26 protein-coding genes and 1 tRNA gene are annotated in these 25,192 nt (G+C 44.6%); 13 read left to right on the top strand and 14 right to left on the bottom strand.

The genetic code is table 11. The features are described from left to right. Positions 1 to 7 precede the first annotated feature (7 nt). Complete coding sequence (locus PHI74_01750; protein MDD5484737.1) at positions 8 to 910, bottom strand: hypothetical protein; 903 nt, start codon at positions 908 to 910, stop codon at positions 8 to 10. A 122-nt stretch (positions 911 to 1,032) separates the two neighbouring features. Further along, a tRNA-Arg gene (locus PHI74_01745) sits at positions 1,033 to 1,145 on the bottom strand. A 53-nt stretch (positions 1,146 to 1,198) separates the two neighbouring features. Between PHI74_01745 and dcd the strand changes: the two genes are divergently transcribed. After that, positions 1,199 to 1,624, top strand: coding sequence for a dCTP deaminase (dcd, locus tag PHI74_01740; GenBank protein ID MDD5484736.1), 426 nt, complete (start codon positions 1,199 to 1,201; stop codon positions 1,622 to 1,624). Between the two features lie 211 nt (positions 1,625 to 1,835). On the opposite strand, the gene PHI74_01735 is transcribed toward dcd, so the two are convergent. Then, positions 1,836 to 2,147 (bottom strand): non-histone chromosomal MC1 family protein, encoded by a 312-nt coding sequence (locus tag PHI74_01735; GenBank protein ID MDD5484735.1) that lies wholly within the window; start codon positions 2,145 to 2,147, stop codon positions 1,836 to 1,838. 571 nt (positions 2,148 to 2,718) lie between these two features. Between PHI74_01735 and thiL the strand changes: the two genes are divergently transcribed. From thiL to gyrA, 4 genes are all read left to right on the top strand, one after another. Then, positions 2,719 to 3,666, top strand: a complete 948-nt coding sequence (thiL, locus tag PHI74_01730; protein MDD5484734.1) for a thiamine-phosphate kinase — start codon at positions 2,719 to 2,721, stop codon at positions 3,664 to 3,666. Continuing rightward, a complete protein-coding gene (gene amrS, locus PHI74_01725) occupies positions 3,647 to 4,669 on the top strand; it encodes an AmmeMemoRadiSam system radical SAM enzyme (GenBank protein ID MDD5484733.1) in 1,023 nt (340 codons plus the stop codon). The genes thiL and amrS overlap by 20 nt, the downstream gene beginning before the upstream one ends. A gap of 191 nt (positions 4,670 to 4,860) precedes the next feature. After that, the gene (gyrB, locus tag PHI74_01720) at positions 4,861 to 6,762 is read left to right on the top strand and encodes a DNA topoisomerase (ATP-hydrolyzing) subunit B (GenBank protein MDD5484732.1); all 1,902 of its coding nucleotides are present in this window, start codon (positions 4,861 to 4,863) and stop codon (positions 6,760 to 6,762) included. Next, on the top strand, positions 6,755 to 9,139 hold the full coding sequence (gyrA, locus tag PHI74_01715; GenBank protein ID MDD5484731.1) for a DNA gyrase subunit A: 2,385 nt from the start codon (positions 6,755 to 6,757) through the stop codon (positions 9,137 to 9,139). Before gyrB ends, gyrA begins: the two co-directional genes overlap by 8 nt. Before the next feature lie 71 nt (positions 9,140 to 9,210). On the opposite strand, the gene PHI74_01710 is transcribed toward gyrA, so the two are convergent. Further along, the gene (locus tag PHI74_01710) at positions 9,211 to 9,528 is read right to left on the bottom strand and encodes a hypothetical protein (protein MDD5484730.1); all 318 of its coding nucleotides are present in this window, start codon (positions 9,526 to 9,528) and stop codon (positions 9,211 to 9,213) included. Between the two features lie 2 nt (positions 9,529 to 9,530). After that, positions 9,531 to 9,713: a hypothetical protein gene (locus PHI74_01705; protein MDD5484729.1), complete on the bottom strand. Its 183-nt coding sequence runs from the start codon at positions 9,711 to 9,713 to the stop codon at positions 9,531 to 9,533. A 288-nt stretch (positions 9,714 to 10,001) separates the two neighbouring features. Between PHI74_01705 and PHI74_01700 the strand changes: the two genes are divergently transcribed. From PHI74_01700 to PHI74_01690, 3 genes are all read left to right on the top strand, one after another. After that, on the top strand, positions 10,002 to 10,583 hold the full coding sequence (locus tag PHI74_01700) for a winged helix-turn-helix transcriptional regulator (protein ID MDD5484728.1): 582 nt from the start codon (positions 10,002 to 10,004) through the stop codon (positions 10,581 to 10,583). A gap of 12 nt (positions 10,584 to 10,595) precedes the next feature. Further along, positions 10,596 to 10,988: a HEPN domain-containing protein gene (locus PHI74_01695; GenBank protein ID MDD5484727.1), complete on the top strand. Its 393-nt coding sequence runs from the start codon at positions 10,596 to 10,598 to the stop codon at positions 10,986 to 10,988. Positions 10,989 to 11,067: 79 nt separating this feature from the next. Next, on the top strand, positions 11,068 to 11,643 hold the full coding sequence (locus PHI74_01690) for a M48 family metallopeptidase (GenBank protein ID MDD5484726.1): 576 nt from the start codon (positions 11,068 to 11,070) through the stop codon (positions 11,641 to 11,643). 120 nt (positions 11,644 to 11,763) lie between these two features. Here the strand turns inward: PHI74_01690 and PHI74_01685 are convergent, their stop codons facing one another. From PHI74_01685 to PHI74_01645, 9 genes are all read right to left on the bottom strand, one after another. Beyond that, positions 11,764 to 12,069, bottom strand: coding sequence for a hypothetical protein (locus PHI74_01685; GenBank protein ID MDD5484725.1), 306 nt, complete (start codon positions 12,067 to 12,069; stop codon positions 11,764 to 11,766). 82 nt (positions 12,070 to 12,151) lie between these two features. After that, the gene (locus PHI74_01680) at positions 12,152 to 13,036 is read right to left on the bottom strand and encodes a cation diffusion facilitator family transporter (GenBank protein MDD5484724.1); all 885 of its coding nucleotides are present in this window, start codon (positions 13,034 to 13,036) and stop codon (positions 12,152 to 12,154) included. A gap of 462 nt (positions 13,037 to 13,498) precedes the next feature. Continuing rightward, entirely contained in the window at positions 13,499 to 13,753 is a 255-nt protein-coding gene (locus PHI74_01675; GenBank protein MDD5484723.1) for a hypothetical protein, read from the bottom strand. Positions 13,754 to 13,865: 112 nt separating this feature from the next. Next, a complete protein-coding gene (locus tag PHI74_01670) occupies positions 13,866 to 14,138 on the bottom strand; it encodes a hypothetical protein (protein MDD5484722.1) in 273 nt (90 codons plus the stop codon). A 453-nt stretch (positions 14,139 to 14,591) separates the two neighbouring features. Next, positions 14,592 to 15,956 (bottom strand): prephenate dehydrogenase, encoded by a 1,365-nt coding sequence (locus PHI74_01665; protein ID MDD5484721.1) that lies wholly within the window; start codon positions 15,954 to 15,956, stop codon positions 14,592 to 14,594. Continuing rightward, positions 15,890 to 16,717 carry a shikimate dehydrogenase gene (gene aroE / locus PHI74_01660; protein MDD5484720.1) on the bottom strand — a complete coding sequence of 276 codons (828 nt, stop codon included), beginning with the start codon at positions 16,715 to 16,717 and terminating at the stop codon, positions 15,890 to 15,892. The genes PHI74_01665 and aroE overlap by 67 nt, the downstream gene beginning before the upstream one ends. After that, positions 16,718 to 17,401, bottom strand: a complete 684-nt coding sequence (aroD, locus tag PHI74_01655) for a type I 3-dehydroquinate dehydratase (GenBank protein MDD5484719.1) — start codon at positions 17,399 to 17,401, stop codon at positions 16,718 to 16,720. It lies immediately after the preceding gene. A gap of 10 nt (positions 17,402 to 17,411) precedes the next feature. Beyond that, on the bottom strand, positions 17,412 to 18,551 hold the full coding sequence (locus tag PHI74_01650; GenBank protein ID MDD5484718.1) for a 3-dehydroquinate synthase II: 1,140 nt from the start codon (positions 18,549 to 18,551) through the stop codon (positions 17,412 to 17,414). Next, on the bottom strand, positions 18,548 to 19,345 hold the full coding sequence (locus PHI74_01645; GenBank protein ID MDD5484717.1) for a 2-amino-3,7-dideoxy-D-threo-hept-6-ulosonate synthase: 798 nt from the start codon (positions 19,343 to 19,345) through the stop codon (positions 18,548 to 18,550). Before PHI74_01645 ends, PHI74_01650 begins: the two co-directional genes overlap by 4 nt. Positions 19,346 to 19,640: 295 nt before the next feature. Between PHI74_01645 and PHI74_01640 the strand changes: the two genes are divergently transcribed. From PHI74_01640 to PHI74_01620, 5 genes are all read left to right on the top strand, one after another. Beyond that, entirely contained in the window at positions 19,641 to 20,312 is a 672-nt protein-coding gene (locus PHI74_01640) for a methyltransferase domain-containing protein (GenBank protein ID MDD5484716.1), read from the top strand. Positions 20,313 to 20,534: 222 nt separating this feature from the next. Beyond that, positions 20,535 to 21,527, top strand: coding sequence for a DUF4870 domain-containing protein (locus tag PHI74_01635; protein MDD5484715.1), 993 nt, complete (start codon positions 20,535 to 20,537; stop codon positions 21,525 to 21,527). A 688-nt stretch (positions 21,528 to 22,215) separates the two neighbouring features. Further along, entirely contained in the window at positions 22,216 to 23,550 is a 1,335-nt protein-coding gene (locus tag PHI74_01630) for a DUF3892 domain-containing protein (protein MDD5484714.1), read from the top strand. A gap of 352 nt (positions 23,551 to 23,902) precedes the next feature. Continuing rightward, complete coding sequence (locus PHI74_01625; GenBank protein ID MDD5484713.1) at positions 23,903 to 24,466, top strand: nucleotidyltransferase domain-containing protein; 564 nt, start codon at positions 23,903 to 23,905, stop codon at positions 24,464 to 24,466. Next, complete coding sequence (locus PHI74_01620) at positions 24,463 to 24,879, top strand: HEPN domain-containing protein (protein MDD5484712.1); 417 nt, start codon at positions 24,463 to 24,465, stop codon at positions 24,877 to 24,879. Before PHI74_01625 ends, PHI74_01620 begins: the two co-directional genes overlap by 4 nt. Positions 24,880 to 25,192 lie beyond the last annotated feature (313 nt).

Below are 25,192 nucleotides of genomic sequence, written 5' to 3'. Positions count from 1 at the left end.
GCGAGGATTATCTGTTTTCTCTGAACAAAACCGAGAAATAGGTGAACATGGATACCTCGAATAAGATGCAAACCGCCGAGGGTATGGTTGCCCTAACCCCAAACAGTAGTAGAGCGATCGTTGCAGCAAGACCCAGATTTTTATAGGAGCTAAATAATGTGTATGTGACCTTTCTCTCAAATGGTACGTTAAATATTCCGCAGATTTTATGCACGAGCGTGCCAGAGAAAAACGTCCTCATGAAAGCTATGATCGATACGAGTAACAGCATGCTTGATTCATGCAACAGTATGTCACGATTGAGACCGATGACCACGTAGGTAACTATAAAAAATCCCAGATTGATTGGTATGCTTTGGTCCCTCTTCAGTAGTTCGTAGTAAGGAGTTCTGATGATGGCCCTTGAGATGATCAACGGGAGTATGATGAGTTCCATTAAGACCACCATCATCTGAAGGGGTTCAACGGTGCTCGTTCCTATGGAAAGGAGGAGGATAACCGGCACCAAAAGGATGGATAAAACATAGATCGATGCATTCGCCATCAGCGCAAGACGTGTATCCCCCTTCAAAAGCGTGCTCAATGGCACGGTCGCAATTGCAGGAGGGATTGCAGCCATAACGACAAATCCTCTGAAAAGGGATACATCTCGGATCAGCAGGATCGTCAGCACCAGGATTATGCCAGAAAGAAAGACATAGTTCAGCATAAGTGCCACAGCGATGGAATTCAGCTCTGCTTTTACGTCCAGTCCTCTCAGCCTAACCTCTGTCAGAGAAAATGTCATGAGAAAGATTAGAGCTGGGACCATGTACTTTTCCAGGTATATAGCCACATTAGGATAGACAAATGCAAGTACGGTAGCAAACAAGAACATGAAACTCGTGTTTTTTAGCACCTTTTTGACCATCAAACAGAAAGGGCGGTATTAGATATTATAATTATTCGAGATTAGGGGCTTCGTGATCGGACCTGCTGGGATTTGAACGGTTCGATGAGGAAAGTCAACAGATGAAATTCCCCCTTCGTGATCGGACCTGCTGGGATTTGAACCCAGGTCCTTGAGTATCTTCCTTGAGTTTTCAAAGTGAGTAGATAACTTCGTGTCCGAAGCCCAAGAGGATAGTCCACTACCCCACAAGTCCATAGGAAACCTCGTTCAAAAGATATTAAATCTTTCCTAACAAAGGTAGTTATTATGTTATTATCAGCCAAAGAGATCAGGGATAGGCTAAAAACAGGGAGCTTAATCATCGAGCCATTTAGAGAGCAATCGCTTCAACCTGCTTCGTATGATCTTACGATTAAGGATGGCATATGCATACCATCGAAAGCGATGAGATTAGTATCTTCACTTGAGAGGGTTGAAATGCCACCTGATGCTGCAGGGATCCTACGCACTAGGTCTTCGTACGCCAGAAAAGGTCTCCTACTAGGCGGAGGCATCGTAGATCCCGGATTTAGAGGCAACTTGACCCTTTGCCTAACAAACATGAGCGATGAAGAGATAAGGCTGGATCATGGTGAGCGAATAGTTCAGATGCTCTTCCTACTGGTGAAGTCACCTGCTGAAACGTATGAAGGAAAGTATCAAGACTCTAAGGGGGTTGTCAGATCAAGATGAATCTTGAGAGTTTTTTTACCTTTTAAAGTCTCTTTTAAACGCTTAGGTATGTTTTTCGCTAAGCTGGAAACTGCAAACCCATCGGAAAACGAAGCAGTAGAATCAATTGTAGAGCCTACTGGTGTGATTTTTTTTCTCTCAAAGTGGAGCAATAATAAATAAAATAAAAGAAAATAAAAAAAGAAAAAAAAGAGAGGTTATATAACCTAACTTAAAACCTGAAGATATCCGGTGAATTCCTTGATAGCTCGTTGTATTTCAGGTGTCTTACTCCGACCTTCTTGACATTGGGCTTCCATACCATGCCGGGCAACCAACTTGGTTTTCTGGCCGGGGCTGTAACCTTCTCTCTCGAGCCTGTGAACAGATGAAGCCTTTTAGTACCCTTCTCCCTGAGAACTATCTTTGTCTTCCCTCTTGATGCGCACTTCAAAGCAGCATCTCGTGGTTGATGTCCACTGAATGTGCCAACTTCTTCCCCATTCTCTATCAAACCAAAATTATTTCTTACTCTTTCTGCCATGTTTTGCCTCCCTAAACTGAATATGATTTAATTTACTATTCTACTATATAACTTTTGCACCAAACCTAAGCGATTTCTGCCCATTAATACCTAAATTGATAAATAAAACAGAATATTGGAGCGAAAACTACATGAGCGAATCGCAGAAATTTAAATTCAAGAAGGGACCAATCAGAACGAAAGTTAATTTAGGACATTTTTGGCCAATTAGCCCAAACGACCCAATGAAGTGAAGCATATACGGTCTGCTCGGTTTAAATGGTGTGCTCCCAGAAGAGAAAATATAAAAACGATATGGAAACGAAAGTGGAGGAGGACCATTTCAAGCGTAGAAGTAGATAGATAAATAAAATGGGAATTCAACATTCCGATAATTTTAAACACTACCCTTATAATATGACAAGAAGACAAAACTGAAGAACCCTCAGGGGGAGATTAGGATTCGCCTGAGAATAGGTTGAAGCTAAGTTATTTGAAGGGAGATGAGAGCTTCGCTGTCCTCTTAGCTTTTACCCCCACTAACGACATATATAAGGTCTTTATCGTCGATTATCTAATCCAAGGAGTGAACATGAAAATTCGGGATATGGGGGAAAGAGCCCTCGTAGCTAGAATCTCAAAGTCATTGCCGCATAATGTGGTGCTTAGTGCTGGAGAGGATGACTGCGCTGTCCTGGATTGGGGGGATGACTATCTCCTACTCACTACGGACATGCTTCATCGAAGCACGGATTTTCCAGATAAGATGGCACCTTGGCAGATCGGTTGGATGTCCGTGGCCGTTAATCTAAGCGATATCGCTGCGATGGGCGCTCGTCCGCTCGCTATCGTCACCGCATTGGGCTTTCCAGCTGATACAGAGGTCTCTTTTGTCGATGAAATGATTGAGGGGATGAATTTCTGCGCAAGAAAATTCAGCACCAACCTCGTTGGTGGGGACACCGATGAACATAACGAACTAACGGTCGTTGGCACCGCGTTAGGATGCGTTAAAAAAGATGAGTTACTGAGGCGCAGCGGAGCCCAAATAGGCGATCTGGTCTGCGTCACTGGCGAGCTGGGGACAGCAGAGGCGGGTCTCCAGGCAATTAACATGAATCTTCCGGAGGATGTCAGGATGGTGCTGACCAAGAAGTTGTTCGAGCCGCAACCCAGGGTTAGTGAAGGCATTGCACTTGCCAAATCCGGCGTGGTGACATCCATGATGGATATCAGCGATGGTCTGGCGCTCTCATTATACGACCTGAGTGCATCAAGCAAGGTAGGCTTCAGGATTTATGGAGATAAGATACCGATCCTGGATAAAACCAGAATCGTTTTCCCAGATCTGGAGTTGCCATTATATGGTGGCGGTGACTTTGAACTCCTCTTCACAGTCGAGCCTGAGGGCATCGAAAAAGCACAAAAGGCATGCAACCTAACCGTCATCGGAGAGGTGACTTCTAGCGACATTTTGATCAAAGGAAACGGCTTTATCTCCAAGATAAAGGCAAAAGGACATGAATACTTCAGAGTATGAGATGAGAAAAGAGGCTATGCTGTGGGAGCCCCTGGAGGAGGGGAAAGTAAAATGCCGAGTGTGCGCCCATCAGTGCACGATCTCAGAGGGTGAAAGAGGGGTATGCCGCGTCAGAGAGAATCAAAATGGTGCGCTATACACGCTGATATACAACAGCGTATCCTCAAAGAACGTCGACCCCATCGAGAAAAAACCATTATTTCACTTTCACCCGGGGTCCAACGCGTTCTCGCTTGGAACGGTGGGCTGCAATTTTAGGTGCAAGCACTGTCAGAACTACATGATTGCAACTGCAGATGTAGGTGAAGTGTCAACACAGGAGATTACGCCAGAGAGATCTGTAGAGCTTGCGAGGCAATATAATTGTGGCGGCATAGCGTGGACTTATAATGAGCCCACCATCTGGTTTGAGTACACCTATGATTCCGCTCAATTAGCCAAGCAAGCCGAGCTATACACGGTCTATGTTACCAACGGCTATATGAGTGAGAAGGCACTGCATAAGATAGCACCTTACCTGGATGCAGCCAATGTGGACGTCAAGGCATTTGATGATGAGCATTATAAGCAAACCTGTAACGCCAGATTAAGCCCAGTCCTCAGAACGTGTGAACGCATGAAACAGTATGGGATTCACCTGGAGATCACATACCTGGTGATTCCTGGATGGAATGACGACCCCAATGAAATCAGGCAGTTTTCAGAATGGGTCCTAGACATCGGAGCAGATACCCCAGTCCATTTCTCCCGTTTTTATCCGCAATATCTGATGACAGAAAAATCCCCAACGCCCATCAAAACCTTGGAAGAGGCACATCAAATTGCCAAAGAGTGCGGCATACAGTACGTGTACCTTGGAAATGTGCATGGGCATCGCTATGAGAATACATACTGCCCGAACTGTGATAATCTCCTCATCGAACGGCATGGATACAACGTGATAAAAAATCTCACAAAGAACAGTTGCCCTAAATGCGGCTGGAGTATAAACCTGCATCCCTAAAAGTATATATTCATATATAGATATATCCAAAAATTTTGTATCATATTTTAAGGTCAATAGCACTCATCGTAAGCGATTTTTATAAACCGATAGGCTTAAATTCCGTGCTAGCAATATGCATTAGGGGCATAAAACTGGTCTTCTTAGAGTTTTCTGAGATTTTAGGGTAGAGTAAAGCAGAGGAAAAGTAAATGGGTGATAATCATAAAAATTATGATGAAAGCTATATTCAGGTTTTAGAAGGCCTTGCTGCGGTGAGAAAAAGGCCTGCCATGTATATCGGTGACACCGGTTTGGATGGCTTACATCGCCTGATGTATGAAGTAGTAGACAACAGCATAGACGAGGCTCTTGCAGGTTTTTGTTACAATATAGAGGTCATCATTCATAAGGATAATAGCGCCACAGTGGATGATGATGGTAGGGGCATACCGGTGGGTTTGGTTGAGAGATATGATAAGTCCGCAGTAGAGGTCGTCATGACCATGCTACACTCAGGGGGCAAGTTTGACAATAAGGGTTACAAGATCTCTGGCGGCTTGCATGGCGTTGGCGTTTCGGTCGTCAACGCCCTATCAGAGTGGCTAGAGGTAGAAGCCAGAAGAGACGGCAAGATATATTATCAGCGGTATGACCGGGGTTCTCCGGTCTCTGAGCTAAAAGTCATCGGCGAGGCAAAGAATAGTGGCACGAAGGTCACGTTTAAGCCTGATAAGCAAATCTTTGAAATCACCGATTTCAGCTTCGAGAAATTATCTACCAGACTGCGTGAGCTGGCTTTTTTGAACAGGGGCGTCAAAATATCGATAGTAGACGAGAGATCCGGCAAGAGCAATGTATTCCAGTATGAGGGTGGCATCAGCTCTTTCGTGCAACATTTGAATGAGAACAAGAACGTGCTGCACGAGGTGCCGATATATTTTGAAAGGATGAGGGAGGGGGTGCAACTCGAGGTTGCGATGCAGTACAATGATGGCTATGTGGAGAACATATTCAGTTTTGTGAACAACATTAACACCCATGAGGGTGGCACACACCTGAGCGGTTTTAAGAGTGCGATGACAAAGACCCTAAACGACTATGCCAGGAAGAACGATTTCTTAAAGGAGTTGAAGGGCGGCTTGGGCGGTGAGGATGCCAGGGAAGGGCTGACTGCGATCATCAGCATTAAGATACAGAACCCACAGTTTGAAGGGCAGACGAAAGCAAAGCTGGGAAACAGTGAGATAAGGGGCATAGTAGAGTCCATAGTTACCGAAGAACTTAGTTATTTTCTTGAGGAGAATCCCAAGATAACAGAGAGCATCATAAGGAAATCGATCATGGCAGCCAGAGCGAGAGAGGCTGCCCGCAAAGCAAGAGAGTTAACCAGGAGGAAGAACACCCTGGAAAGCAGTTCTCTGCCGGGCAAGCTGGCTGACTGCTCTGAGAAAGACCCCTCCAAATGCGAACTGTTCATCGTAGAGGGTGACTCTGCTGGCGGATCCGCCAAGCAAGGTCGAGACAGGATTTTCCAAGCGATACTCCCCATCAGAGGCAAGATATTGAACGTTGAGAAGACCAGAATAAACAAGGTCCTGGGGAGCAGAGAGATCAGAGACCTCATCACTGCCATAGGAACTGGCATAGACGAGGACTTTGATATTTCGAAAGCGAGGTATCACAAAATCGTCATAATGACCGATGCCGATGTGGATGGTTCGCATATTAGGACGTTATTGCTAACGCTCTTCTATCGGTATATGAAGCCCCTGATTACAACCGGATATGTCTACATAGCGCAGCCACCGCTGTATAAAGTGCAGAAGGGAAAAGAAGTTCGTTATGCATATGATGAAGATACATTCCAAAGTCTGATGAAGGAGTTAGAGCCTACTGCAAGCGTTCAGCGTTACAAGGGCTTGGGTGAGATGAACTCCGACCAGCTATGGGAGACGACGATGAATCCCAGCACGAGGATCATGCTAAAGGTGACTTTAGAGGACTCTGTGGAGGCTGACCGAATCTTCACGATATTGATGGGCGACTTGGTTGAGCCCAGACGAGAGTTTATAGAGACCCATGCGAAAGAAGTGAGGGTCTTAGATGTCTGAACTACCGGTTAACATTGAAGAGGAAATGAAGAGCTCGTACATAGACTATGCGATGAGCGTCATAGTTGGAAGAGCCCTCCCAGACATCAGGGATGGGCTGAAGCCCGTCCACCGAAGAATCCTCTATGCCATGCATGAGCTTGGGACGAGTTCTGACAAGCCCTACAAGAAATCCGCACGAATAGTGGGGGAAGTATTGGGAAAGTTCCATCCCCATGGCGACGTTGCAGTCTATGATTCCATGGTCAGAATGGCCCAAGATTTTTCTTCCAGGTATACGCTTATCGATGGGCAGGGAAACTTCGGCTCGGTGGATGGCGATCCTGCGGCAGCAATGCGTTATACCGAGGTGCGTCTCTCCAAGATGGCAGAGGAAGTGCTAGCAGACATCCATAAGGACACCGTGGACTTCATGCCCAACTTCGATGGGTCCCTGGAGGAGCCCTCGATATTGCCAGCGAAGATACCTGTATTATTGATCAATGGCTCGGCTGGCATAGCGGTGGGGATGGCCACGAACATGCCACCCCATAACCTGAGTGAAGTCATCGACGGCATCATCCTCACCATCGACAATCCAGATGTTTCTCCAAAGGATATGATGCAGGTCATCAAAGGACCAGACTTTCCGACCGGTGCCTACATCGTAGGAAGAGGAGGGATTAAAAGCGCCTATGACACTGGCAGGGGCATCATAAAGCTCAGAGCTAAGGCAGATATAAAAGAGGACAGGATACTCATCACCGAGATTCCATTTCAGGTGAACAAGGCCAAGCTAATAGAGACCATTGCAGACCTCGTCAGGGAGAACAAGGTAACCGACATCGCAGATCTGAGAGATGAGAGCGATAGAGCGGGGATGTGCATCGCGATAGAGCTAAAACCAAGAGCTAATGCCGAGCTTATATTGAATCAACTGTACAAGCACACCCAGCTGGAAACCACGTTTGGGGTCATCAATTTGGTGCTTGTGAATGGTCATCCAGAGGTGCTGGGAATCAAAGACCTGATCTTGCAGTACATCGAGCATAGGAAGCAGGTGGTCACCCGAAGATCCGCCTATGAGCTTGATAAGGCAGAAAAAAGGGCACACATCCTTGAAGGGTTGAAGGTTGCCCTAGAACAAATCGACGCCATCGTCAAGATCATCAAGCAATCTCAGACGAGAGAGGAGGCCAGTGAAATGATGGCAGACCGCTTCGCTTTGAGTGAGGAACAGGTTAAAGCAATCCTGGATATGAGGCTGCATCGCCTCATAGCCCTCGAAAGGAGAAAACTGGATGAGGAGTATGCACAGCTTGAGAGGGACATCAAACGATTAAGGGAGATCCTGGGCAGCGAGCGTGAGATCTTGGGCATCATCAAAGCTGAGCTGACCGAGATCAAAGAGAAATATGGTGATGCACGTAGGACGATGATAACCTGTGATGAACCCGAATTAGAAATGGAGGACCTGATACCTGAGGAAACGGTAGTGGTTACCCTTACCAATGGCGGCTATATCAAAAGGATTCCTGTGGAGACGTATCGCAGCCAGAGGAGAGGAGGTCGTGGAATAAAGGGCATGGAAACCAAGGATGAGGACTTTGTTGAAGACTTGTTTGTCGCCTCCACCCATGATTATTTACTTTTCTTCACTGACCAAGGCAGAATGCACCGTCTAAAAACCTATGAGATACCTCTGGCGAGTAGACAGTCCAAGGGTAAGGCAATAATCAATCTGTTGAACCTTGATAAGGATGAGAACGTCACTGCCATGATTCCGATCAAGGAATTTGATGATGGGCATTTTTTAGTGATGGCAACTAAAAAGGGCATTATCAAGAAGACTGAATTGGCACAATTCTGCTCTGCCTACAAATGTCTGAGGGCCATAACGCTTAAGGACGATGTACTTGTGGCTGTAAGGCTGACCGATGGTGAACAAGAGATCATCCTTGCCACAAAGCACGGAAAGGCCATCCGGTTCAGCGAGAAAGATGTGAGATCGATGGGACGCACCGCCATGGGTGTGTGGGGCATAAGAACGCAAGAGGGCGATGAGGTCATTGCGATGGATACTCTTATAAAGAATGCTACGTTGCTGACGATCACAGAGAACGGATACGGCAAAAGAACGTCCATAGAAGAATACCGCAAGCAGAGAAGAGGCGGCAAAGGCATCATCAACATTAACACGAGCAGGAGAAACGGCTCTGCTGTCGACATGCTGGAGGTCCTAGATGGTGATGAGGTCATGATCACGACATCTGGCGGCATCGTCATCAGAGAGCCCGTCAAGGATATAAGGGTTCAAGGCAGAAGCACGCAGGGTGTGAGATTGATGCGCCTCGACGAAGGCGACAAAGTGGTTGCAGTAGCGAAAGTCGTGGAATAGGTTTTTTAGAGATCTTGGTTTATTTCCATTTTCCTTTTATGTTATGTTTAGTTTTGCACTTTCAATAGCAATTATGAAAACAATCGTAAAAGAAATATTGCAAGTCCCAGTAGGAAAAGTGCTATGCCTGCGATCAATAGCATTTTTCTTTGCTTTTTTTCATCTTCTGTGAGGGGCCTTATTTTCCCCTCTTTTTTATATTTGGATTCAATTGAAGAGCCGATTGCCAGCCCAAAAGCAACACCCACTGCAGGCCCTATCGCAATTAATCCCGGGTTTCCAGAGACAATGCTGATGGGAACCCCAAATACTGAAAAGATGACAATGCCTATTGCCATCCACTTTCCTACAAAATGGCCTTCGGGATATCTCGTATTGTTTTCAGCCATGACTAGACACCCAGGTATTTAAGCAAGGCATAGACCAGAAAAGCCGGCCAAACGATTGCTTTCAAAAGTCCGAGCACGCCCATCCAAAATGTCGTTGCCTGCCCGATAAAATACACTGCCGCACCGATAAAACCCAAGCCATAGATGGCACCCGAAGGGCCACCTTCGTGAATTTCTTTTGCCATGATACATCACCCATAAAACATTAAACAAAATGATTTATATAAATTTTACCAAGTATTTTTGCGCGAAAAAAATTTAACGAGGACTCCTTAGAGCGTTGTCCGTTTATAATTATCATAATAGATTGGAGATACCTAAATTATAGATAAGACCATAAACTTGGGCTGGAGCGCGAACGGCGCTGGAAAGGATCAAGAAGGGCTTGATGGACGACTTGTTGACCAGGAGGATGCGGGTTAAGGAGAGTTAATATATAGGCTGGTTCAAATATGATACATGTGGAACATGAATTGACCAATAGGATCGTTTTGGAGTTGCTCAGGGGTGGATGCCATAGTAGGGAGCTTGCGAGAAGACTTGACGCCAGCCATGCTACCGTAAACCGCAGGCTACAAAAACTCCTGGAAGACAATGTCGTAGACTACACGCAGGACGGCAAAAATAAGACCTACCGCCTCAAAGACACCTTAGAGACAAAAAACGCTGCAGTCATGGCGGAGCACTACAAATTGGGAGAAACCCTCGCCACATACCCGCATTTGAGGGGCATAATGCAGGAAATCCAGAAAAACCCAGACATAAAACTGGCAGTGCTCTACGGAAGCCACGCGAAAAACACGGCAACCCCTGAAAGCGACATAGATGTCTACATTGAAACGCAAGACCCTGAACTGAAAAAACAACTCGAGCAAATAAATACCCGCCTGAGCGTGAAAATCGGAGGATGGAACGCCCAAAACCCCCTCATACAGGAGATAATGAAAAACCACGTCCTGATCAAGGGAGTCGAGGAGTACTATGAAAAAACAAGATTCTTCAATAAACTGGCCAAGGAAGGGAAACTCCGCTTGGATGAGCAAGCGATGCCATAAAAAAACGCATACATCGATAAAAGCCGAAGCTACCTCTCATCAGCCAAACTACTTCTTGAACACGACAAACTCGAGGAATCCGTAAGCATGAGCTACTACAGCATGTATTATGCTGCCCTAGCACTTCTGCACAGGACAGGCGTAAAAAGCGAAAACCACACTGCAACAATAGTCCTTCTCAAAGAACTCTATGGAATCGACAACACGCCCTTAATGGACGCCAAAAAAGAACGCGTAGACAAGCAATATTATGTCGATTTTACGATCACCAGAAACGAAACCCAAGCACTGATACACAAAGCCGAAACATTCAACGCAACCCTACTGGACTGCAACGAGAAACTCACCAACCAGCAAATAAAAAAATACCGCGGAATTTTGAGAGGGAACTACGAAGATATGTAAGAAGATTTGTGAAAAAACAAACTAAGGATAGAGGATTTAGACGCGATATACTACGACCTTATAGAGAAGATTAAAAATTATGGCCAAAAAGCATAGCCTAAATGATACAAAAATTGAATACACTGTAGCCAGGAGAAGGGTAAAGTATCCTCGACTGGAATTCAAGACAGGTAGATTGCTCCTTGTTTTACCCGAACACCAAAAAAACCCTGCTGAAATTATTGAAAAACACAAAGACTGGATTCATGAAAAAAACCGGATAATTCAGGCTGCACTCAGGGATTCAAAAAAGAAAAATCTCGTGGAGAGATCAGAGGATAAATTCAAACAACTTGTGAACTCGATAGCGAGTAACTATTCTGAAGAAGGCGATTTTCATATAAATCACATATATTTCCGAAAAATGAATTCAAATTGGGGAAGCTGTAGTAGTAAGAAAAATATGACATTCAACACACTAATGAGATACCTCCCCCAAAAAATGATCGACTACATCGTCTATCATGAACTAATACACTTAAAAGAAAAAAGGCACAATGAACACTTCTGGAAAACAATTTCCAAGAAATTTCCCGATTACGAAAAGAAAGAAAAGGAATTGTTGACCTATTGGTTTCAAATACAAGAAATAATTTCTTCTGAAATTACAGCATAAATCCAATTAAAAGCACTTTTTCGTTCGAATCTCTGGTGTTTTCAAATAATACCCCCAAAATCAATTAATCGACCTTGAACTCTATTTATCCGCTGTTATACAATACACCTCAAACAAAAATCAATCAGAAATCTGCTTAAATTCCTTATATGCCAAAAATCCCAAGATTAAATCATAGGAAACTGCCCCAAAGGCATACGCTCCAGTTGTAAATATCGCTGATGCAAGTATATCAATTATTACAATGACTCCTGCCAATATTGAGCCACTTTTTTGCTTCAAAACCACACCTACCACAGCAGCAAGGTATAAAGCAGCGAATGAAAGGGAAATCAAATTGTTAAAAGATAGAATTACCTGGACGATAAGTCTAATAACAAGCATTATTAATAATATAATTGTAATTGCATTAAATTTTTGTTCCATTTTCCGTGTGACTAATCGTAATTTAGGTTATTTAAATAATTTTCTAATAAAAGTTGCGTTGGAAGCCCTGCCTTAAAAGTAATCAATGATCGTGCTTATTGTCGCCATCAACACAAGTCTCACATTCAGATTGTATCGTAGTATGGGTTATGTTATATTTTGATTTAACCATCTCATTTATGTTAGAAACTATCTTGTTCATGGATTTTATGTTGTCTGCATCTATCAAGACATGAGAACTAAGCGCGTATACATCTGAGGATATGCTCCAAACATGCAGGTCGTGAATTTCTTTAACACCATTTATTTTTTGGATGTCTCTCGACAATTTCTCTAAGTCAATGTTCTTGGGCGTTGCTTCCATGAGTATATGGGCAGATTCCCTTATCAATCGCAGAGAGCCTGTTAAAATAAATAACCCTATTACTGCACTTATTATGGGATCAAAAACATAATTGCCTGTAATGACAATCAATATGCTTGCAATGACAACACCTACCGATGACAGAGTATCGCTCAATACATGAAGATACGCTCCCCTTACATTCAGATTTTGTTTTTCATAGCCCTGCATTTTTACTACAACATATAAATTAGCTAAAAACCCAACAGCCGAAATTATAAGCATTTCAGGCCCTCTTATCGGCTGAGGAGACAAAAATCGAATATAAGATTCATAAAAAATATAGAGGGTAACAAAAAGGAGCATAGCACCGTTTATAGTTGCTATCAGGATTTCTGCCCTATAAAATCCAAATGTAAATTTTTTGGTCGCGACCTTTTGCGAAAGCCGTATTGAAAAATAAGCCAATAGAAGGGCCAGTAAATCAAGGAGAACGTGCCCGGCATCACTTAACAATGCCAAGCTGTTTGTAAATACACCTCCCGCTACCTCCATCAACAAAATAAATAAAGATAGCAAGATGAAAATCCTGAATCTCTTTTGTAATACATCTCTTTGAATCATATTTATTTTATTTTAGTTGTATTAACATTGATAAATGTTTTTTGTATCGTATCGAAAGTGAGTAGCAGGACCTCAGTTCGTTTTTCGCAGCGAATAGCAACTAACATATCGCATTAACCGCAGAGCGTAGCGGGGCATATTTGGACGCAACGGGGTGCAACTGAGATTAATGCGCGTTATATCCTCCGAAGGACAAAAATTTAGTGCAACTTTCCTTTTGAGTTCTAGCTGACTTTACTTCTTTGTTCTTCCCTAGCAAAGGCCTGACATAACACGGCCCGCATTTTTTTCAGCCTACCTCGTTAGGGTATTTTGTCTTTGCTCGCGACAATAGCTTTGCAAGCATATATGGGCGCGCCCATGGCATGAGTCGGCACATGCCAAGTTGCGACGGCATGTCCGGCTGCGCGAGCCGCGAATCTTGCTGCGTCCGATTTAGATTCGCGTGCAGCCGCATGCGAGTCAAGCGAGAGTTTCCGCACCCCAGCTCCCGCTTTCCCTGCGCCCAAGCCCTGATCGCTTGTATCGCTTTACGCGGGCGATCATCATCTGGACGTTCTTTTTCAAAAATAGGGAGGACTTTTTGCCACCATGATCGCGAACTTTCTGTGATAGCGTGAGTTGCGCGCCAGATAGTCCTTTGGTTTTGATTTTCCTTTCTTTTTCACGGATGCGTCGTGATTGATACTCATACTGAGTTTTCGAATACAAACCCATTAATAAACGTTTCTGGTGAATTCCACTTAAAGGAGACCGAATTGAACATAAAGTATCGGCTTATGAGAAGTTTCTGAGCGAAGCGACCGACAGTATGATGCAGGAGCCTTTTTCATTTTGGCATTCTAAAAGATGTAGCGATCAATCCTATACCAATTATTCCTATAATTGTGGCAATGCCTGAGTTCCGTTCTCCAAAGACATTTCCATGAAACATTATTCCAGCCCCAATTAGCGCAATACAAATTCCCGCTATAAATTGAACATTATTTAGGTTTTTCCATGGATTATCTTTTAAATGTCTCTTTTTACCTATCACAAAATAGACTACAATCAAAAGTATTAACAAGGCTAATATTAAAATTATAATATATGGGGGATTCATGATATTAGATTAGTTATAAAGTATTTAATTCTTTTGTATAAAAAGGCTCCGAGTAAGATTGTACATAACTATTATCAAACGCACTTTTTATTCGTTTAACCCTGAGTTAATTCATTACTTGATTGTCAAAGACGCACCAAGCGAAATTTAAGCATAGCCTATTTTAATTGAATCTGGCGCCCACTATCCCTTTAATTAGCCTTTTATTTATTCTATTCCCCTAACTTCTTCTTACTTTGGGTAGGACAGTACACCCAGAACAACAATGAATATCGATATTAAGCCAGCTCCCAAAAGAGGTTCCCGGAATATTTATTCACTTCCCAACAACATCCCAAGCCCGATGCCGCCAATGATACCTGCTGCCGATATTATTCGGTCTACTTTATCCATATTTTTTCCCCTGAGGCTTTGTTAGTGGAAAATAATTTGATACGACTGATAGATAACTAACTATCGTATCTCCCCACCAATTCCCTTTAACAATTCTTCCACCTTATGTTGAACCTCATTGGGGTCTTTGTCCCCCCTTATCGTTATTCGGTAGGTAAGGCTGACATGACCTTTTTTAATCCCATAGGTGTCGATTTGATCCACTGAAATGACGCCGTCCACGCCACCCAGGATTCCAGCGATGATATCTGGCTTTACGCTCTCCGACAAAGCCACAGATATGTCCCTCCTATGGTGCACCAAGTTATCCATCTTCCACTGGAGAAGCTCATCTGCACTAAGCAGACTGACGTTCTCTATCTTCAGCTCCGTCCTTTTTCCCCCCTTCTCCAGCAAAACCTCCTGATGTGTAACTTTCCTAACGATACCAACATGCACAACACCGGAATATATGTGCCTGAGCCCCCTTTCCTCTCCGATGGAGTTGGCCAGTGTCTCAAGCTCTGTTATTTTTGCGTTAACGAGCTTGTCAGACCTCCTTAAGGCGGACTCGGTGTCGCCAAAGTGACTTGCGGCGTTCCTCATCAATCTGACAAATTTTTCAGTTTCTCCAAACTCAGCGCTCTTCGACAGCTCTAAACACTGCGTAATGAAGGCATCATGCACTTTTTTCACATCTGGACTTGCCTGGATCATGGCATATAGGTGGGGATTTTGAGCCAGAATCCTACCCACGAAGTCGACCATTACTTCGTACACAGGACTCATAAATCGCCTTGATTTGTTGAGATCGAACTCAAGGGCATCCATCGTAGCACCGACAGCTATGTATGCAAAATGGGTTAATCCCTGGACAACTGCCATCATCTGGTCATGCTCCTCAGCAGAAAGAAATTCCACATGTGCGCCCTCATCCTCAAAAAGGGCGACGATCTTCGGGAGCCAATTCTCGCACCGCCCTTCCACCGCCACCAGAATCACGGTCTGACCTAAGGGTTCTGACATCGTGGGACCGAACATTGGATGCGTGCCTATTATCTCAACGCCTTTTGGCGCCTTTCTCATCGCTTTCATAGGACCTTTCTTGACCGATGTGACGTCCATGAGCAAGCTGCCGGGACGCATGTGGGGTGCTACTTTACTTATCACCTCTTCGGTGACATTTATCGGTACGGAGATCAGCACGATGTCAAAATCGACAACTGCTTTTGGTACGTCTTCGTCTTTTACAAAACCGATACCAAGCTCACTAGCCACTTCTTGGGCCTGAGGATCGATGTCCGCTATGCTGACTGCATAGTCCTGTCTCTTGAGAGTTCGTGCAAACCACTGCCCCATGTTTCCCGCCCCGCCGATGATCAACGCTTTAGAGCACATCTCACAGCATCCCCCATCACATCTATTGGCGCATTCCTGGACGTCCATATCTTGAACGATTCCGCCCCTTGGTGCACAAGCATGTCGACCCCATCTATAGTAATTGCACCTGCCTTTTTGGCTTCCCTCAGCAATCTGGTCTTGATGGGATTGTACACAACGTCAAATACGACCAAACCAGAGTGCATCTGGTCTGCAGTCACCAGCGTTTCATCGGTGCGAGGAGGCATCCCGACCGAAGTTGAGTTGACCAATATGTCAACTTTTTTTAGGAGTGATGGAAGGGTCTCCAGACCAATGCCGATTGCATCGCCTTCGCCTATAGCTCTGATCTCTTGTGCGAGCCTAACTGCCCTGGATACAGTTCGATTGGCGATGGCCAGTGTTGCCCCATCCTGTGCGAACTGAAATGCAATGGCCCTAGCTGCACCGCCAGAGCCAAGGATTAAAACGCCCTTATCCGCTACATCGATGTTGCGCTTCCCCAGAGCACGTTTTGCGCCGATACCATCGGTATTGTAGCCAAGTATTCCATCCTTAAAATCAAGGGTGTTAACTGCACCTATTTTTTTGGCAATAGGATCAGCATCCACCACATCCAATGCCCTTTCCTTAAGAGGTATTGTTACGTTCAGTCCACCAAAACCAAGCGCTTTTGCTCCCAAGATCGCACTGGCCGCATTTTCCGAGCTAACTCTAAAGGCATGGTATACCCCGTTTATTCCCAATTTTTGAAAGGCTGCATTATGCATAATTGGCGATAGACTGTGCTCGATTGGGTCTCCGATCACCCCATATATCTTTTTCATCTACCCCACCAAGATATTAAGCACATTTCTTAGCTCCCCTACAGATAATTGTCCTGGTGCTTTTGCCTCGCCGACGACATGACCATAGGTCAACGAAGAGCCGTATAGCGGTGCTATCACTCTTGAATGTTTTCCAAGAGAGCCCATCGCTATAGTGCAAAAGGGCTTTTGCGCCTGAAGCGTGACTTCCAGCAAGGAGATGACATCACTGAGAGAGTTAGCCATGACAGCAAGCTTCGGAATATCGCCTATTTGACGAGCCTCCTTCAATATTCTCAACATTTTTTCTTTAGGAGGCGTTCCAGAGAAATCATGATAGGAGATGATTGCAACCTTCTCTCTCTTTCTCGCTCCTTCTACCACAACATCCTTCTCTGCTGACCTAAGCTCGATGTCCACTGCATCAGCATATTCCATAATGGACATCAGCATTGAAATCCTTTGAACTTCGGAACCGACAAAAGACCCGCCCTCACTCTTCGGGCGATCGGTCGCGATGATCGGTAGAGATGTGGCATCAGTGACGTCTTCAAAGAACCCTATCACATCCTCATTCTTGCGGAGTAAATCCATTCGGATCTCAAGTAAGTCTGCCCCGGCTTTTTCAGCCGTCTCGACTTCATCGATGCTATTGATCACCCCGACTATTTTTGGCGTATCAAGTTCGACATCACCTATGCGCATAGATGTACTCCTATCTCTCAATGATTGTCTCTTCGATCTTCATTCCAAAGTGTCTACCGCCTTCCTCATAATGAACCAGGACTTCGTCACCCTCTTTCAGCTCTGTGACAGCTCTGGGAGTTCCGTCTTGGGTCACCAGCTTGATGGTCTCTGCATTCTGAAGAGTGGTCTTGATGTTATCACCCTTAACCTGTGCTTCAACGAGCATTAGAGGCCTACGCTCGATCTTTATCCGCCCTATCGTCGCTTTTCTCGACAGTCCTTGGCGATCTACGATAGTTACGTCATCCCCGCTCTGCAGTTCAGACAGATATTTTGTCTTGCCGCTCACATACACGTAGGCATGAACTGCACCGGCATTTACGCGGAAAGGACGTGGCGAAACATACGGGCTTTCCTCGGTTTCTCCATGAACCAAGAACAAGCCATTGGACTGTGAGCCTATCAGCATGCCTTCACCCTTGCTCAAAAGCGAGCATGTGTCTACACATACACGATCGCCCATTCCAACCGCTTTAACCCTTGTGATCTTTGCGGGTGTTAGGGATATGGGCTCCACCCCTGCAATCTCAGCGATCTGAACGGTTCGCTTGATCTCAGACAGATCTTTTGTTTCCAATAATACCCCATCTGATCCATGCTCAAGCGTTTCAAGGGCAACCTTCGCCTCTGAAGAGCTGTTTACGCCCGCAATGATCCCTACATCGTGCTTTTGTAGCGCTGCGATCAGGTTCTCCAGGGGAATGACCTTCCAATCAGTTCCGATGACGATCAGGTGATCGCATACCTTCCCCAACTCGGCTGCAAATTTCTCGTATTCTTTTCCCTTTATCAAGACGTAGGCAGCTGTCTCCCTTCCTTTCGCCTTCAGCTGGGAAAGCAGGCTTAGATCCCTTGAGTCGCTAAGATTTCTTGGTAACGAAATAGTGGCATCACACTCGCTGTTTTTCCCCACCACCAGAATATCCGCATCGCTTTCTCCGTCCTGAAAAAATGCAGCTATGTTAATATCCCCGAACTCCCTTACCTTCGGAACATCGCCTTCGTCGACGAGTACGGTATCCACTCCGCACTCCAAACCAGAGGTAACCTTTTTCTTGCGAACTTCCCAAGAGCCTTGATCTACCTTGATCCAGATGCTTTTTTTCATTCCAGAATCTCCAATGCTTCTTTGACGGAAATATTTTTGTGTACGATACCTGCCACTGCCCTCGTCATTTTTGTTGGGTTCCTATGCTGAAATATGTTTCTCCCTATCGATACTCCTCTCCCACCAGCCTCCATCGCCTCTTTTATCATTTCCAGAACCTCTTTGTCGGTCTCCATCTTAGGTCCTCCTGCTATAACCACGGGTACAGGCGTCCCTTCTACCACCTCTCTAAAAGATTCTGGTGTGCCCGTGTAATTAGTCTTGATGATGTCAGCACATAGTTCGGCTCCCACCCTAGCGACATGCTTCACGAACTTCACATCATGCTCATCTGTGACCTTTCTACCTCTGGGGTACATCATTGCCAGCAAGGGCATCCCCCATTCCTCACAAATCTGTGCGGTCTCACCCAGCTCGCGGAGCATTTCCGGCTCGTTCTCAGCCCCTATGTTTACGTGTACCGATACGGCATCTGCCCCAAGCTTGATCGCTTCATCCACGGTTGTAACCCTCACCTTGTTGAGCGGGTCCGGACCCAAGGACGTGCTTGCCGATAAATGGACTATCAAGCCGACATCTCTTCCGTATCCTCTGTGCCCTGCCCTAACGCTTCCTTTATGGAGCAGCACTGCATCCGCTCCTCCTTCTGCAACGGAATCTATGGCTCTCTTCATGTCAATAAGCCCCTCTATGGGACCTGAAGAAACCCCATGGTCCATCGGCACGATCACGGTATTACCGCTTTTTCTGTCTATGATTCTCTCCATGCGCACGCTTTTGCCTATGTCACTCATTTTCTCACCCATGTGTTAGTATGTGACATAGTAACACACTTATGGAACTTAAATATGTCGGTATGGAGCCATAGATGCCAATATAAAAATTAGATTAGAAATTTATCAACAACAGAAAAACATTCCAACATACCTGTTAATACTTTATTCTCGACATAGTTCTCAACCTAGACAAATCTTCACCTCGAATGACAATCAGAGAGCAGGCATATTAGTAGAATCCCGCTGTAACTTTCAATTAAATATATCTATTTATTAAGTTAATTAGGCATTTGTTAAGTGGTATAGAAAAAATATGCCTCTGATAGAATTCATAAGGGACCTACAGAAAATACCTGAAGGGATTCCAGCCCCAGGTGCCATAATTTACAACGCTTCAGTTTCTAGGCTTCTTAAAAAGCCGCAAAAGAAGCTAGCACAGATTATTACTGAACAGATCAAAAATGGCACTATTGTGGACGTTGGCTCGGGAACAGGTTATTTAGCCATCGAGATTGCAAAAGCAGAGCCAAGATCAAACGTGTGCGGCATTGATGTAAGCAAGAAAATGGTGGAAATTGCGAGAAGAAACGCCGAAGGTTTAGCAAATGTCAGATTTGAACATGGAAATGCTACGGACCTCCCCTTTGCAGACAATTCGGTTGACTTCATTGTCAGTACAGGCTCTTTGCACCACTGGAAGCGTCCGGTAAAAATCTTTGATGAATGTTTCCGTGTACTAAAAGAGGGCAAAGAAGGATGGATATTTGACGGGTGGTCGGACTTCCCCAAAAACCAAGCTAACAGCCTGATCAGTGAATATGGGTTTCTGCCCTATAAGGTTTTGAGCATCGCTTTAAAGTTTCATGGTTTTAGCAGGGAGGAATATCGGACTAAAATCAAGAGCGTTCTAGACCAAACCAAATTCAAGAATTCTTATAAAATGGAGCAGAACGACATGTGGATGAAGATCACAGTCAAAAAGTAAACTTTTTTTTATTTATTTGTCCTTAAAATAACATCATGGTATAAAAAGAATAAAAAACGATTTAACATATGCGCCCAATGTCTCCGCCGTAAGTCTCCACCTCAAAGCCATAGCTATAACCAATGCAGACGATGCTTGCATCTAACACTGGTTAGCGAAAATCAAAATATTTATAATCATTTTAGATAAGTTTAAAAATCAGATAAAAAAAGGATGATTACTATGGAGTTATCACCCGAGGAAAAGAATAGGATCTATGAGGAGGAGAAAGCAAGGATGGAGACAAGGGAGCGAATAAAGCGAGAGAGGCAAAAAATATCCGACACAACAAGCACAGGGCTATTGCCAAATGTTGCTGGAGCATTATGCTACATCGGAGGGTGGATAAGCGGCATTATATTTTTTATTTTAGAAGAGAGAAATAGCTGGGTTCGTTTTCATGCTGCCCAGTCCATAGTAGTCTTCGGCACCATCACCTTTCTGGGGACTGTTTTCGGACTAATACCAGTAGTTGGTAGCGCATTCTCCTCGATCATATTTATTCTCGGGTTCATACTATGGATAATCCTTATGAGCAAAGCCTATGGTGGAGAGCGGTACAAGCTACCCTTTGCCGGCGATATTGCAGAAAAAATGGTTGAATCGATAGGAGCAATGGATACATATCAGAAAACGGAGCCAATTACCGATGCAGATTTGGAGAAACCCATTAGAACTAAGGGGGAGATCATAAGTAAGCGGGATGCCAGAATAACTGCTTCTGCCTTTGCCATAGCTTGCAGTTTTGTTTTGCTAATATTCTTCAATTTCTTCAATGATTATGTTGCGTATTATCATTTGGAAACGGTCAGAGGTATTACAACCTGGATAAGACTGCCCTTATTTACATCGGACATTAGTTTATGGTTGCCGATTCTTAATACGACCCTAGTAATCACCATAGTAAGCCATATCGTCCTGATCGTACTGGACAGATACATATTGCGCGAGGTCCTCCAGATCGTAATGGATGCCTTTGGATTGGCCACAGTTGCAACTCTCTTATCCGTATTTCCCTTTGACTTTAACGTAATACCCAACACAATAATAGCTGATTCTGCGCATTTCGGCGTCACCATAGCCTTGATCTTCATTTCCCTTGGAGTGGGAATCGGGATATTGGTCAGGTCAATAAAATTGATTGTCAATATGGCAAGAGGAATTACGGATTATTAGGAATCTACTTGATTAAACCTCGTTTTAGTAGACTTTTTTTGCAACTAGGCGTACAAATAACGGATCAAGCCCCTTTTTCTCTGCTCAAAAGAGAAGGCCCCTCAATCAATCAAATCCCGATCACCAGCGATAGATAGATACATACCGCACAAAAAGGCTGAGATCGCCGTTCGTTCGATTCCGATTCTTCCACCTGGCTAACGAAATTAACCCCCTCCCACCTACAACCATTCAGCTAGTCTCTGTACTTCCTCCTTTGAGTTAATCCCGGGCGATAAGAGAAGATTAAGGGTAAATGTGCCAAATGACATCTCAGAATTCGAGATTATAGGGTGTTAGGGGGGGCCATATTATTTCATATGAGGTTTTTATACTGCACGAAACAGCACCTTGTTGCAGAATCGCTTTGACATGGTGCCCCTTTTACTGTAAAATTTTGTGTATATGGGAATAAATAGCAAAACTTTAAACATACCAAGCAATAATATAAAAGTAACTGTTAGGCAGACCGCTGCGCGGATCACATAACATGCCTTGGAAGTCTATACTCTTGGTAAGGCTCCGCTTACGCTCCACCTAACCAGGAGTTGAAGTGGAATCCCGGGTACAGACAAGTTCACCCTGGTGTCTCTGCCTAACTCTCAGTGGTATTAGGGGTAATCTGGTATACTTAAAGGAGGTAAAGGATATGACTCTTAGAATAACAGCCAGAAAAACAAAAAAAAAGAAATACGGATATGAAGAAGAACCATATGACGTGTCAAATATTTATTATAAGTTAAGTGATGGAAGGATTGTCACGAGAAAAATGGCTGCAGAACTGGTTAAAAGTAATGAGTTGAGAGGCTATCATATATACGAAAGAGATGATGTGGAATATATAAGAGACAATCCGGGTAAAGAGGAAAGTGATAATATAAACAGTCAACCGCTAATACCATGGCCCTGTGATCTATTGTTCCCTGAGGACATATCTGCATATGTGATCATTCATGAGGACGGATCTGGTGCCATCGGGTCCCGGGAATTTGGCGAGTTCCGTATCTCTCATGATTACTTAAATCGATACATGGATGAAGGCGGTTCCGCTGAGCTAGGACTTCCCGTTTCTGAACAGCAGGCGGCCCTCAACGACCCCAGCATCAGATTCCAGGGTTTTGAGAAAGCTATTATGTTCACCAACGATGCAGGTGCAATTGAAGTGTTTGCAGGCACCACGCTCCAAGACTATATTCGTGCAAGTTGCTATTCCTTGACACGCCCGCGACATGCTGGCCCCGATGATGTACTCGCAGCCCAACAGGGACTGGGCCTTCCCCGTGCAGCAATGCAGCCAACGCCCCACGGTCATATCCGCGTCATGGGAAGCGGGGCTATGTATTTCCCCGAAAGAGGCGTTTCTGCATTCTATGCCAACGACCGCTGTCCAATGGTAGACGGACGTATGGTGTTGAAAACAGACCAGGGCTCTTGTGAGGAGATGATAGCAGCGCTTGCGAGTGATCCGTATCTTCCTAATTTCCGGAAGAATACTGCGGCGCGGGCATTGAGATTCGCTGTTGGCCAGCCATGCGGCGATACTGCCAGAGACCTTATCGGTACGATCTCAAGAGAGTACTGTTCCGAGTTCGTTCGGGAAGTCTATTGTAGAGCCGGGATGGATTATTTGCGGCTCAACGGAGACCCGAAAAAGGGACACGGAATTTACCTCTGGTCGGTAACCTATGCCAATCAGTTAATGTGGATCTTCCAACACGAAGCAGAGTTCGTGGGGAGAGACAGTATCAACCAGCTCACTGCGGAGCCGGGAGACTGCCTGTATATGGACAACGGCGGTCACTCAGCACTGGCCATTGCCACCTCTCTTGATGGACAGCATCTGTGGAAAGTAGGGGGCAATGAGGATGCTGACGACTGCATCGTGTTTGGACTAAGAACTTATTTTGATATGACCGATCCGGCTCATCCTGTGCTCAATGAAAGGATTTCGGGCATTGGTCGCATCCGCTCCAGCATGTTCTGATAGTTTAGAAAAGAGGAGTAAAGAGAGGAGTAAACAGTGTGGAGCGTAGCCGACACACAATTCATGGTTGAATGAAGCACGGATTGTTATTTTAGGGTTTGAATGGAGATATTTTTGCAAATGGATAGGGTGCGCTGGGTAGAAAGCAAAAAGAAATAGGCAAGAAGATTACGAAGTGTAGCTTTTACCTAACCAATCGTTGCACAGAGAACGGATCGAGCCCCATTTACTTCGATTTCAATACTTTTTTGCTGGACTTGTTGCAACTCACGATTATGAGCCTATCCGTTGAAATTTCACATGAAAGTTTTATATATTGAACCCTCGTTTATTACATTGAACGGTGGTTCAGTTGATTGAACTGTTTGAAAAATATGTGGACTGGAGAATACTCGCATTTTTCCTGAGAAATCCTGCCACGACAGTGCATGTCAAAGAGCTGGCAAGAAAACTCCAGGTCAGCCCAGGAAGCGTGAGCAAAGCAGTAAAAAGATTTGCCATGGACAACCTTCTGCTCAGAGAGGATTGGGGACTAGCTCACCTGTACAAGCTAAACAATGAGTCCACCGTCGCAAAATCCTTGAAAAAGGCATACGGCTTCATGAGAATACAAGAACTGAAAATTGCTGACAAATTTCTTGAAGCGGATGAAAACATGATATCACTGGCCCTCTATGGCAGCTATGCCACAGGGGACTACGATGAAAAAAGCGATATTGACCTGATATGCATAACTCCCAGTGACAGAAACGTTTTTACCTCACTCGTAAATGATTTAGAAAGAGATTTGGGAGTTGAAATGAGCCTAGAGGTGTTTAATTTATCTCAATGGAGATCGCTGGCAAGAAAAAATGACGTTTTTTACAGAAGAGTTGTAGAGAATCATGTGCTCTTGCATGGAAGCGGATTAAAATGAATTTGGATGACTGTTTCAGCCAAGGATTGCTCAGAAAGATAAATCCAGACATGGAAAATGCACGCAGGTCCATAGAAATCTCAAAAGAATATTTGGAAAAGGCGATGAAGAATGAGGGAATCGAGTGCTATGATGTGGCCGTGATACTATGCTACACCTCAATGTTCCATGCCGCCCGTTCGATATTGTTCAGGGATGGTATCAAGGAGCGCAGCCATGTTTGCATACCTCTCTACATCCAGAGCAGATATCCGGAATTGGAAAGATATGCGAACATACTGGATTCCTACAGAGAATTCAGGCATAGAATAATGTACAGATTGGGCATATCCATCGATAAAAATGATGCAGATGAAGCGATAAAGTCTGCCGAGGAATTCTTATCCCAAACCAAGGAATTGATCGGCATCTGAATTGCTCACCATCCCAAAGATAACTCGCGACCTGCACTTCACGACTCCCTTTGGATGAGACCTGCCTTCAAGGGCGGACAAAATCTCCGAAAGAGATCGCTCACAGGGGTGAAGGGGACAGAGTCCCTTCAGCGGGAATTAAGGTATTTTAATGGGAATTGGAATTATTCTTCAGCAAAATCCTTTAAATTCATACCATCACTTACTGATCAATGTCCCCCAATTACTCAATGCACGACGATATAGTCCTGCTTGATTTGTTTTACTAAGAAACTAGGCAGGATGGATAAGGTCAGTCGCCCTCATGAAGGGA

Source organism: Methanocellales archaeon (assembly GCA_028715985.1).
Taxonomy (GTDB): domain Archaea; phylum Halobacteriota; class UBA148; order UBA148; family UBA148; genus UBA148.
Note: the sequence above shows the minus strand (reverse complement) of the source record. Positions and strands in the feature narration are given on the sequence as shown.